Origin of the sequence: Geitlerinema sp. PCC 9228, assembly GCF_001870905.1 — a bacterium.
Classification (GTDB): Bacteria; Cyanobacteriota; Cyanobacteriia; order Cyanobacteriales; family PCC-9228; genus PCC-9228.
The window spans coordinates 1-11,258 of record NZ_LNDC01000017.1 but is presented as its reverse complement, the minus strand read 5'-3'; the positions used below and the strand labels follow the sequence as shown (position 1 = coordinate 11,258).

At 49.8% G+C, this 11,258-nt stretch carries 10 protein-coding genes; 3 read left to right on the top strand and 7 right to left on the bottom strand.

From position 1 onward, the window contains the following. The first annotated feature begins 178 nt into the window (after window positions 1–178). Window positions 179–1,222 carry an S-methyl-5-thioribose-1-phosphate isomerase gene (mtnA, locus tag AS151_RS01065; protein ID WP_071515226.1) on the top strand — a complete coding sequence of 348 codons (1,044 nt, stop codon included), beginning with the start codon at window positions 179–181 and terminating at the stop codon, window positions 1,220–1,222. A 57-nt stretch (window positions 1,223–1,279) separates the two neighbouring features. Here the strand turns inward: mtnA and ctpC are convergent, their stop codons facing one another. From ctpC to AS151_RS01045, 3 genes are all read right to left on the bottom strand, one after another. Beyond that, a complete protein-coding gene (ctpC, locus tag AS151_RS01060) occupies window positions 1,280–2,533 on the bottom strand; it encodes a carboxyl-terminal processing protease CtpC (protein ID WP_071515224.1) in 1,254 nt (417 codons plus the stop codon). 579 nt (window positions 2,534–3,112) lie between these two features. Beyond that, the gene (gene ispG, locus AS151_RS01050; RefSeq protein ID WP_071515222.1) at window positions 3,113–4,339 is read right to left on the bottom strand and encodes a (E)-4-hydroxy-3-methylbut-2-enyl-diphosphate synthase; all 1,227 of its coding nucleotides are present in this window, start codon (window positions 4,337–4,339) and stop codon (window positions 3,113–3,115) included. 128 nt (window positions 4,340–4,467) lie between these two features. Beyond that, the gene (locus tag AS151_RS01045; protein WP_071515221.1) at window positions 4,468–4,911 is read right to left on the bottom strand and encodes a GNAT family N-acetyltransferase; all 444 of its coding nucleotides are present in this window, start codon (window positions 4,909–4,911) and stop codon (window positions 4,468–4,470) included. A 319-nt stretch (window positions 4,912–5,230) separates the two neighbouring features. Here AS151_RS01045 and AS151_RS01040 point away from each other — a divergent pair, with 319 nt between their 5' ends. Then, window positions 5,231–7,000: a hypothetical protein gene (locus AS151_RS01040; protein WP_071515220.1), complete on the top strand. Its 1,770-nt coding sequence runs from the start codon at window positions 5,231–5,233 to the stop codon at window positions 6,998–7,000. A 98-nt stretch (window positions 7,001–7,098) separates the two neighbouring features. Next, a complete protein-coding gene (locus AS151_RS01035) occupies window positions 7,099–8,094 on the top strand; it encodes a pentapeptide repeat-containing protein (RefSeq protein ID WP_071515219.1) in 996 nt (331 codons plus the stop codon). On the opposite strand, the gene AS151_RS01030 is transcribed toward AS151_RS01035, so the two are convergent. The 4 genes from AS151_RS01030 to AS151_RS22380 form a co-directional block, all read right to left on the bottom strand. Next, window positions 8,085–8,834, bottom strand: coding sequence for a matrixin family metalloprotease (locus AS151_RS01030; RefSeq protein ID WP_084639324.1), 750 nt, complete (start codon window positions 8,832–8,834; stop codon window positions 8,085–8,087). The two genes, AS151_RS01035 and AS151_RS01030, sit on opposite strands and share 10 nt — an antisense overlap. Window positions 8,835–8,852: 18 nt before the next feature. Further along, complete coding sequence (gene secG, locus AS151_RS01025; protein ID WP_071515218.1) at window positions 8,853–9,080, bottom strand: preprotein translocase subunit SecG; 228 nt, start codon at window positions 9,078–9,080, stop codon at window positions 8,853–8,855. A 128-nt stretch (window positions 9,081–9,208) separates the two neighbouring features. Next, window positions 9,209–10,807, bottom strand: a complete 1,599-nt coding sequence (gpmI, locus tag AS151_RS01020; RefSeq protein WP_071515217.1) for a 2,3-bisphosphoglycerate-independent phosphoglycerate mutase — start codon at window positions 10,805–10,807, stop codon at window positions 9,209–9,211. Window positions 10,808–10,976: 169 nt separating this feature from the next. After that, a partial coding sequence (locus AS151_RS22380; RefSeq protein WP_211517478.1) for a hypothetical protein occupies window positions 10,977–11,258 on the bottom strand: 282 nt, incomplete at its 5' end.

Here is an 11,258-nt window from a genome sequence, read left to right as displayed (position 1 = left end):
GGAAAGATAGTCAGTGTCTCCCGTAATCACATCCAGCCAATCTTTAAGAAAGATGGCTACGACTATCAAGTCAATAAAAGTCAACTATTGTCCAGTAAACAACCTATTAGGAAGTAGCAGCTGTTACCCCTTTCTTTTTCCGACCAACATGGCGATATCCCTCGCGCAAGAAACCACCATGCTGTACCCAGTTATTTGGCAACAAGACCACGTTACCCTCATCGACCAGACGCGACTGCCTACGGAATATGCGGTTGTGGAAATTCGCCGCTACGAAGATATGGCAGCAGCGATTCAAACTATGATTGTGCGCGGTGCGCCGGCCATTGGTGTGGCGGCGGCGTACGGAATGTATTTGGGCGCGCGGGATATTGATACCACCGAACGCGGTGAGTTTCTGGCGCGTTTGGATGAGGTTGCCAATGTGCTCAAAGCGACTCGCCCTACAGCGGTAAATTTGTTTTGGGCGTGCGATCGCATGTTGAAAACTGCCCGTCAAACAGTGGGCAATGTGGCTCACATCAAGCAAGTGTTGCTAGCCACCGCGCAAAGAATTAACGAAGAAGATATCGAAACTTGCAAGGCAATTGGCGATCGCGGTTTGGAAGTTTTGCCCACCATCCCCGAAAAACTGCGCCTGCTGACCCACTGCAACACCGGTTCCCTGGCTACGGCTGGCTACGGTACTGCTTTGGGTGTGGTCCGTTCTGCCTGGCAAGCCTCCCGTTTGGAACGGGTCTATGCCGACGAAACCCGCCCCCGCTTGCAAGGAGCTAAGCTTACGGCTTGGGAATGTGTACAAGAAAAAATCCCCGTCACGGTGATTTCCGACAGCATGGCTGCCCACTGTATGCAGCAAAAAATGGTAGATGCTGTGGTTGTGGGTGCCGATCGCATTGCGGCCAACGGCGATACAGCTAACAAAATTGGTACTTACAGCTTGGCTTTGGTAGCCAAAGCTCACGATATTCCCTTTTTCGTTGCCGCGCCCCTGTCTACTATTGATTTTCAGTTAGAAAATGGTACTGAAATTCCCATCGAACAGCGAGATAGCCAAGAAATTTATCGGATCGGAGATACGCAAATCTGCCCGCCTGGAGCTGAATATTACAATCCAGCTTTTGATGTGACCCCTGCCCACCTAATTGCCGCTATTATTACCGACCGTGGTGCTGTAGCTCCCACGGAACTAGCACAGCTACAAGCGCAACCAGTAAGTTAGAAGTCCAATGATGGGGGTGGACTATGCCCACCCTACTAGATTCAAGTAAGAAATTTGCTAGTTCAAGTTTTCCAACAAGATTTCTCTCGCTTTGACATATTGCGGGTCGTTTTGGGTACCAATTTGCTTGCGGTTTTCCCGAAGTTTTTCCCGTTGCTGTTCGGTGAGTTCCAATTCTATATCGGGCTGGATGCCTTCTTTGTTAATATCGCGCCCATCTGGGGTTAAATATTTCGCGATCGTGACCGCCAACCCAGCATTGTCGCCAACTTGTTGTACCGACTGCACCAACCCCTTACCAAACGTTTGAGCACCTACCAAAGTAGCGCGTTCGTTATCCTGCAAAGCACCTGCCAAAATCTCACTGGCACTGGCAGAACCGTTATCCACCAACACCACCAATGGTTCCTGGGTTAAAGCCTTGCCATTGGCTTTTTGTCGGTCCACCTTGCCGCGGCGGTTCACCGTCGAGACAATGGTGCCATCATCCAGCCACATGCGGGCAATTTCCACGCTGGAAAACAGCAAGCCTCCCGGATTGGAGCGCAAATCGAGAATATACCCTTCCACATCTTTCTCTTCCAATTCGTTAATGGCAGCTCGCATTTCTTCGGCGGCGTTGGCACTGAATTGTACCAGGCGAATATAGCCAATTTGGCGATCGGATACCTGCCGCATTTCGTGGCGTACCGGGTGAATCTCAATGCGATCGCGGGTAATGGTAAATTCCAGTTCTTTGCCATCGCGGCGAACGGTCAAACTGACTTCGCTACCAATGGGACCGCGAATTTTTTCCACCGCATCGTTGAGGTCCATCCCCTCGGTACTTTGACCGTCAATTTCCACAATGACATCTTGTGCTTGAATGCCAGCATCAAAAGCAGGCGTATCTTCAATGGGAGAAACCACCACCAATTCCTTGGTTTCTTCATCCTGGGTAATCTGAATGCCTACCCCCGTCAATTCCCCGGAAGTGTCGATTTGCATATTTTTGAACTCTTCCGGATCCATGAACCGCGTGTAGGGGTCATTCAACCGATCCAGCATCTCCCGAATGGCATCGTAAGCTTGCTCTTTATTCTCGTAGGAGCGGTTTAAATACTCTTGACGTACAGAACGCCAGTCCACCTGATTGAAGGTGGCATCTACATAGGTTTTATCGATAATTTGCCAAACTTCATCCACCAGCTCTTTGGGACTATCCTTAAAAAAAGGCTGTCCTTGAACGTGAATGCCAGCTCCAGTTAAGGTAACGGTAGCCACGGTCACTACAGTAGCACCGACTACCAGCCCACGGGTGTATATAGCCATTTGTCTAGCTCAGCTGGGAAAGACTGCATAGGAATTACGCTCGCCGATAAGCCAGAGCGAACATTACCGGACTTCTGTCCGTCGTGTTGCCGTCGTAGCCTTACCTGAAAAAAAGGGGAAATGTCCGCAACGCTAGGAGGGCGCTCCCCAAAAGTTCTTTAAAAGCGATCGCGATGGTCTGGAAACCAATCGACCGGTTGAAAAGGAACTTGAAAAATTTTTCCACCCAGGTACCGGATGTCAGGTTGCCCATGTGGCATGGATACCGGTCAGCTTCTCGATACCTAATGCGCTATCGAGCCTGGCGGGAAATGCTGACACATTCCCCCTTGAGAAAAATTCTATGCTATTAGCTTCAGAGTAACATACCTTTTCACGCTTTGGTGGCAATTCTTCCCAACGCCGCGGGCAAAAATTAGCGCCACCTCAATTTGAGGATTATACAGGGGACCATTGAGAGCGAAATCCCTATTTAAATGTACAAAAGCTTCCCGTACGATTCCGAACACTTTCCCAAAACCGGGAAAGGAAAAGCAACTGTTTTCCTTTCCCTGCAAGAACTATTGGCGCAATATTCCTTTAAGGATCGACCCAACGTCCGTCTTCTTTAATGAGATTGATTAACTCTTCCACCCCGCGTTCTTCGGGAACCCGCTTAATTTCTTCCCGACCGCGGTACAAAGCAATATAACCTGGTTGTTTGCCTACGTAGCCGTAATCGGCATCGGCCATTTCCCCAGGACCGTTGACAATACAACCCATGACGGCAATATCCAACCCAGTTAAATGGGAAGTGGCGGCGCGTACTTTTTGCAGGACCTCTTCTAAATTAAATAGGGTACGCCCACAGGAAGGACAGGCGACGTACTCTACCATGGTTTTGCGCAATCCCAGCGATTGCAAAATGCTGTAGCAAACTGGGATCTCTTTTTCGGGAGGTTCGGTTAGAGAAACGCGGATGGTATCGCCAATGCCTTCTGCTAGTAGGGTGGCAATGCCGGAGGTCGATTTGATACGTCCGTATTCGCCATCGCCGGCTTCGGTGACGCCGAGGTGTAAAGGATAGTCCATGCCCAACTCATCCATGCGTTTGGCCATGAGACGGTAGGCAGCCAGCATAACTGGCACTCGGGAGGCTTTCAGGGAGATGACCAGATTGTGGAAGTCCAGGGATTGGCAGATGCGGATAAATTCCAAAGCTGACTCTACCATCCCTTCTGGGGTATCTCCGTAGGTGAACAACATGCGTTCGGCGAGGGAACCGTGGTTGACGCCGATGCGCATAGATTTGCCCTGGTCGCGCAGGGAAACCACCAATGGTTCTAGGGTTTCTCGAATTTTGTTGCCGATTTCGTCAAATTCGGCTTGGGTATATTCGGTACGGTTGGACTTGGGTTTTTCAAAAACGTATAGTCCGGGATTGATGCGTACTTTATCTACATGTTTGGCAACCTCTAGAGCAATTTTCATGCCGTTGTGGTGAACATCTGCCACTAGAGGTACGTCTTGGTAGGTATGACGGAGTTTTTCTTTGATGCTGGCAACGGCTTTGGCATGGGCCATGCTGGGAACGGTGACCCGGACAATTTCGCTGCCCAGCTCGTGTAGTTTGCGAATGGCGGCAACGGACCCGTCGATGTCCATGGTATCTTCGTTAATCATGGATTGGACGACTACGGGATAGCCGCCACCGATGGTGACGTTGCCGACAGGGACGGGACGGGTTTTGCGTCGGTGGATCACCGTGTCGGTGAGCTGGTTGTTCTGTTCGCCGGTAGCAGTGGCGTCGTTCGATAGGGTTTGCATGGTTTATCCTGTTTGGATGCTTGCCAGATGAAAAGGTTGAGGGTGCAAAACTGTGGTTTTGCTTCTGATTTTAGGTTGCCACAAATACAAATTGTTGGGTAGGAAAGACAATCCTGCTTGTTCCCTTTTCAGGCTAGTTGCAGGTGAAAGCTCCATCCGTGCTGTTTGAATCCTAGGGATTGGTAAAATTCGTGGGCGCGATCGCGTTTTATATTGGAAGAGAGTTCCAGTTTGTAGCAACCGGCCTGTGCGCTCATTTGCAAGGCACGGCGCATAATTTCCGAACCAATGCCTTGCCGGCGGTGGCTGCTGCGAACGGTAAAGGCATCGAGAATGGCGTATTTATGAAATCCCCGGTGCATCATGGTGGGAACGAATAGAAGGCTAAAAGTGGCTACTGGTTCTTGCTGTTGGAAAACCAGATAAATGGTGTACTCTGGCAGGCTGTCAATTTGCTGGAAGATTTCTGTAGCTACAGACACCGGGAGAGGAGAGTCGCCATCCATATCTGCGTACAGATCCACCAACAGGGGCAGGTCGCTGCTGGTTGCCGGCCGCAAAGTTAGGTGCATACGCCATGAGAGAGATTGCTCTTTTTCCCTAAGCCTAGGACAAAACCAGACCGTCAATATGTGACAAAATGTAACAAAGTCGGGAAAATTGGCGGCATTGGTTTTCCCGCAGTAAGATCCATAGGTATGCTGCTATTCGGAAAAAACTCAATCGTCTTTGGTTGTAGAAAAATTGGATGTTCGATCGATCGCCATTTTACAGGGGCATATAGACACAAAATCAGGGGAATTGGCAACCAGAGTCTAACCAATTTTCTTGATAAAATGGCTTTCTGTTGTTTTGGTGGAGCCAAGCTAATTTTTAATGTGGGAGGATATGATGAGTTCGTCGCCATTTGTAGAAGCGATCGCCCAAGAGTTTGAAGAAGATGTGAATGCCATTCGGATTAAAAAACTGCTGCATTTTGTCTGCTATGGCATTTGGGAAAACAATCTCAGTAATTTGATCGAAATCCAGATGAGCGATTTAATTGTTCGTTTGATCGATGTCCATGCCGATATTGAAGAATTACAATCGGCTTTGGATAGTATTGTTTGCCGCATTAACAAAAGCGAAGAATATACAGTTATTGCCAATACCATTATTTCCAAACTCCAGCCCCTTTACGAAGCCGATACTAGAAATACGGATAACCAAAACGTTGAAGATAATTCTCAAGTCCCCCCCGTTCCCTATGCTTGGGATCCCGAAGATAGCTCCCATCAGGAACGGTTTTTTGAAATTCGCATGAAAATCATGCAACAAACCAATCCTTTGCGGGCAAAAATTTTAATTTTTTCCACCCTATACCGTCGTTTTTACGGACACGATAAGGACTGGCTGGTTGTGCGCGAAAAATCCCTCGATGAAATGCTGCGCTACCTTTCTTCCGTTTGTACAACTCCTCAAAAACTGCAAGAAAAACTATACAATACAGCCAAAAATTTAGAAAACCCGCAAGAAAATATGCAGGCGGCCAAAACCATCGTACAGGCGATGATGCCTTGCTACGAAAACGTCCCCCAACCGCAACCCACTCGCATCGATTCCACCGAAAAGACACCTCAAGACCGAGTGGTTCGCGAACAAACCGAATCCACCTTGGAAACGGCACAAGAAAGCGACAACCAAGTTGAAGGCACCTTGACTTCCACCAAACAACAAACAATAGAAACGGCAGAGAAGGCTGCTCCACAAATAGAAACCGAACCGCAAAACTCCCCTACTGCTCAAAAAGAAGAATCGGAGGACGATGGTGATGACGAAATTTCTGTTTTAGACGAAGCAACGGTAGGAATGCCTATGGTAGAAGGAAAACCATCTGCTCCTTCCCCCCAAGTTTCCCAGAGTCAAAATCACGAAGAAATTGAATCCACACAGGTTTTTACTTCTCCGCAACAAACGGGAGGCTTGGTACACCAAATTGCCGATTCATTACGAGACAAACTCGATTTAGAAGCGGAGTTGCAGGGGAAAGTAGAAGATTACGTTCGTCAAGTCATCAACGATTTAGAAACCGTTTTGCAAGATTTAGAAAGGCAGCTCGACCGAAAACTTGCCCAACAATCTGCAGAAGAGCAATTATTTTGGAAACACAAAGCATTACAAGAATTTATGGTTAAAGTTCAAAACAATACCGATCGCTTTCTCGATATTCTACAAAATATGAAAGTAGCCGACCGCCAACGTTTAAATTTACCAGAACGGCAAGAAAAAAAAACGACTTTTAACACCCAATCAACACACCTAACGAGCAAAACTTCTTCCCCAGCTACTGAAAAAAGCAAAACACCTGCAAAAGCCAACCGGCAAAAAGTGATTGCTCTGGCCCAACAGGGAAATCCCAAAGCGATCGCGGCTTTAATCGGCAAATTTTTAACCAACAAAAATATTAACATCCTCGTGGCAGTTCGTAGCGGTTGCTTGCACGTGATTTTAGAATCGACAGAAAGCTGGCATCCCAAACAACTTGTTCCGGGTTTGCGCAAGTATATTTTAGAATTAAAACTTAACCACATCGAACTGGTGAAAATACACCTGCGGGAACCAGGTGCCAAAACCGCTATATGGACGAAGGAGTTTCCCTACAAAACGGCAACCAGTTCCTAACCAACCTCCTACGATCGCACGAAAAAAAGCACGTCCAACAAGCAGGTGGTATCTCCCCCATTTCGCGATCGCCCATTGAAATTTGCCCTTAACTACCCATGAACGCCACCGAAATTGTCAACCGATACAGTGCTGGCGAAACTGCATTTTCCGGTGCCAGCCTGCGTAGTGCCAAGCTCAGCGGTGCCGATCTCATCGGTGTCGACTTAAGCCAAGCCGACCTACAGGCCGTTGCCTTTGTTTTAGCCTACTTAAGTCGAGCCAACCTGCAACGAGCCAATTTAGCTCAAGCACGTTTGAGCGGCGTGAATCTGAACCAAGCCAACCTGCAAGGGGCCAATCTCACCGATGCCGACCTTCACGGTGCCACCCTGCAAAGTGCCGATTTACGCCAAGCCAACTGTACCCTGGCTAACTTCACCGATGCCAACCTCAGCTACGCCGATTTGCGCAATAGCAACTTCAGCGGTGCTTGTTTGGCAGGTGCTTGCCTGCGGGGTGCCAACTTACGCTACGAACGGCGGGTATACGACCCCATCAACCTTCAAGGTGCTGACTTGCAGGGGGTAGACTTGTTGGGGGTGAATCTCAACGGTGCCAATTTGAGCAAAGCTGACTTACGGGGTGCCAACCTTGCGGAATGCAGCTTGCGCGGTGCGGATTTGCGCGGTACCAAACTGTGCAGCGCCAATCTCAACGGTGCTATTTTCATGGATGCCAAACTCACCGATGCCAACCTCAGCTACGCAGTGATTCGGGATGGTTTGTTCGACCGCGCTGCTTTGGTTGGTGCCGACCTAACGGGAGCCTATTTGTGCGGCGCGCGTTTTCCCGATGCAAAACTCGACCGCGCCATCTTACGAGAAGCCAATGTCAGCCAAGCCAACCTGACCCGTTCCAATCTATCGCGGGTGGATTTGAGCTATGCCAACCTGAAAGGGGCCATGTTGGTGGAAGTCTTTTTTGCCAAAACCGACCTTAGCCACGCCGATTTGTCGGAAGCCAATTTATTTCAAGCGGATCTGAGCATGGCAAATTTAACGGCTACGAAATTGCACCGTGCCACCATGCCAGATGGTACGTTTCACGATTGAGCTGGCCATCCCAAGCGGGTTGGTTGTTGGTAAATGCGGCGCAGGGTATTGAGATCCCGTTGGGAAATGGGGGCAGGCTTTTGCACTTGGGAGAAATACATGGTGTCGGTTTCGATCGGACTGTGACCCCAAATTCCCAAGGCATGTCCCAGTTCGTGGCGAATGGTGGCGCGCAGGTAGCTGGGTGCTTGATGGGGATTGAGGAAAATATCACAGCGATGGGAAAGAATGGGAGGGTCTGCGGTGGATTTTAGATCGAGTTCGTATTGTACTTGACCGGCTCTGGCGCGGACCAACCTTCCTTGTTCGTCCAACTCTAGTGGCGGACGGCGGTTCCAAATGCGGATGTCGGCGTTTTCTGCACGTTCGGCAAGTGTGAGGGGGAAATAAGCTTGCCAATCGGCAATGGCGGCGCGTACGGCTTGCTGCCAAGGGCGATCGCTGGTTTCAGTGGCGCTGGCAGCGACGTATATGCTTACGGGAAATTGCGACCAAATTAAATATCCGACCTTGGTTGTCTGGATTTTGTCGAAGTAATCACCGGCACTATTGGAAGATGCGATCGCGGCCAGGTGGCTGGGTAGGGGATGCGATCGCAAGGGAAATTGAGTTATTTGCGCTGGGTGATGTTGCAGCGAGCGATCGCTGAGGGATTGCGAAGCACCAGAGCTTCCCCACCACGCGATCGCCAGCATGGAGGCCAGCATTCCCGCTACCAATCGCTGCCATGATTTGCGCATCTCGGCAAAGGTGGTTTACTACAGCCAGCCAGCACTTAAAATTGTGGTCGTTCCCATGAAAATCAGGGTCAACAACCAAGTAACCCGGTTGAGGGTTTTTTCCGCACTTTTGGAACTGGTAAACAATTCTGCCTGACCGCCAATACCAGCGATGCCATCTCCTTTGGGACTGTGCAACATCACCAACACAATTAAGCCAATGGCAGAAAGAGCCCAGACAATTCTAACCAACTGAAAAACCGTCATGAAAACCTCCGTTGCATCTTACGAACCCACTGCCGCCAGTTGGGACCGAAACAATCGGCTACGATACGACAGTTTGCTTTTCCACTTTATCGCGTCTTGGCTGGGATGTCTCGTAGAAACCCTCCGTACTACAACCCCAGGCTGACTGGCGTCCGATTGCTGCGCAGGTTTACCGCTGCCGGGGCAATCATGGAACGTCCGGTCATTTCCTGCGGTTGCGGCAGTTGCAAGATATCCAAAATGGTAGGTGCAATATCCGCCAAGCGTCCATCTTCCCGTAGGGTCACATTGCCGCCGTGACCGGGAATTTTGGCGCGTTCGCCTTCCACCAAAATGAAGGGCACCAAATTGGTGGTATGGGCCGTCCAAACATTGCCGGCTTCGTCTAACATACATTCAGCATTGCCGTGGTCGGCGGTGACCAGGGCGGTACCGCCAGCTTGGCTAATGCTTTGTAATAGGCGTCCCAAACATTCATCGACGGTTTCAATGGCTTGGACCGCAGCTTCCATGTTTCCTGTATGTCCCACCATATCGGGGTTGGCGTAGTTGATGACCACAAACGAGTAAATGCCTTTTTCAATGGCGGCGATCGCGGTATCGGTCACAGCGCGGGCCGACATTTGCGGTTCCCGGTCGTAGGTGGGCACCATGGGAGATGGGATCAGTTCTCGGTCTTCTCCTGGGAAGGGTTTTTCGTTGCCCCCGTTGAAGAAATAGGTCACGTGGGCATATTTTTCGGTTTCTGCAGTGCGGAACTGCTTTAAGCCGTGGTTGGCAATGACTTCCCCAAGCAAATTGGTGAGGTTCTGCGGTGGAAAAGCAACCAAAACCGGTAGGGTGGCGTCGTATTGGGTGAAGGTGACAAAGGTAAGATCGGCAAGGCGATCGCGCTCGAATCCGTCAAAATTGGGCACCACAAAAGCTTGTGTTAGCTGGCGCGCCCGGTCGGGACGGAAGTTGAAGAAAATTACGCTGTCTCCAGCTTCTACTGCCCCGGGGGCCACCCGTCGGGGAAGGACAAACTCATCGGTAATGCCCTCGGCATAAGAGTCTTGCAGGATTTGTTCTGCAGAGCGACCGTCGCCATTGCCTTCTGTCACCATGACGTTGTAGGCTTTCTCGGTGCGATCCCAACGGCGATCGCGGTCCATGGCATAATACCGGCCGCTGATGGTTGCAATACGGCCCAAACCAACCTGCTGCAAGCAATTTTCGATTTGGCGCATGGCTTCCACACCATCGTTGGGATTGGTGTCTCGACCATCGGTGATGGCATGGATGCAAACCTCTTCCACGCCTTTAGCTTTGGCCATTTCCACCAATCCCACCAGGTGGTTGAGGTGGGAATGAACGCCACCTTCGGAACACAATCCCACCAGATGCAGTTTTTGGTGGTTGCTTTGGGCATTCTGGCAAGCTTGGTTGAGGACTAAATTTTCCTGAATGCTGCCGTCTTCCACCGCGTCGGAAATCCGTACCAGTTCTTGAGGAACCACGCGACCGGCACCGAGATTGAGGTGACCGACCTCGGAATTGCCCATCTGCCCTTCTGGCAGACCTACATCTTTGCCAGAGGTACGAATCAAGGTGTTGGGATAGCTGGCGCACAGACTGTCCATCACTGGGGTTTTGGCTTGGGCGATCGCATTGCCCTCTGGCGTTTCTCTATAACCCCATCCGTCTAAAATCACCAGAACTGCGGGAGATATAGATTGCTGGTTCATATATATCTTCCTAATTGCTGAAAAAGTACGATATTGACCTTTTAGTCAGAAACAACAAGGTCCCCATTCAGAGAAAAATTAAGTAAAAATACCTGGCTATGCAAGTATTGGGTAATGGTATAGTGATAGGTTGGCAAAATTATGGGGGAAAAATCCCTGATTGGGGCATTCATTTGGTTTTTAATGTTACACCACGATGCAAGCTCTGAGAAAATAGATAATCATGCCAAATTTTGCCCTTATTTGGGACCGTGTGGCGAGAGCATCCGGCAACATTCAGCGTGCTTCTTGGTGCAGATGCGGCCTTGTCAACAGGCGCAGTATCCGATTTTTTTTCAATCGATCCCTGCCAGCGGTTTGTGAAAACCTTCAAGTAAAACTTTCGGTAGCTTGGAATCCCCGTCGCTTTAGCGCGGGGAGGAAAAGCGCCTCGTGGGGCTTTAGCCCCATT

Coding starts and splice junctions, on each gene's coding strand:
- mtnA (WP_071515226.1), top strand. CDS start 179: ATGCTGTACCCAGTTATTTGGCAACAAGACCACGTTACCCTCATCGAC.
- ctpC (WP_071515224.1), bottom strand. CDS start 2,533: ATGGCTATATACACCCGTGGGCTGGTAGTCGGTGCTACTGTAGTGACC.
- ispG (WP_071515222.1), bottom strand. CDS start 4,339: ATGCAAACCCTATCGAACGACGCCACTGCTACCGGCGAACAGAACAAC.
- AS151_RS01045 (WP_071515221.1), bottom strand. CDS start 4,911: ATGCACCTAACTTTGCGGCCGGCAACCAGCAGCGACCTGCCCCTGTTG.
- AS151_RS01040 (WP_071515220.1), top strand. CDS start 5,231: ATGAGTTCGTCGCCATTTGTAGAAGCGATCGCCCAAGAGTTTGAAGAA.
- AS151_RS01035 (WP_071515219.1), top strand. CDS start 7,099: ATGAACGCCACCGAAATTGTCAACCGATACAGTGCTGGCGAAACTGCA.
- AS151_RS01030 (WP_084639324.1), bottom strand. CDS start 8,834: ATGCGCAAATCATGGCAGCGATTGGTAGCGGGAATGCTGGCCTCCATG.
- secG (WP_071515218.1), bottom strand. CDS start 9,080: ATGACGGTTTTTCAGTTGGTTAGAATTGTCTGGGCTCTTTCTGCCATT.
- gpmI (WP_071515217.1), bottom strand. CDS start 10,807: ATGAACCAGCAATCTATATCTCCCGCAGTTCTGGTGATTTTAGACGGA.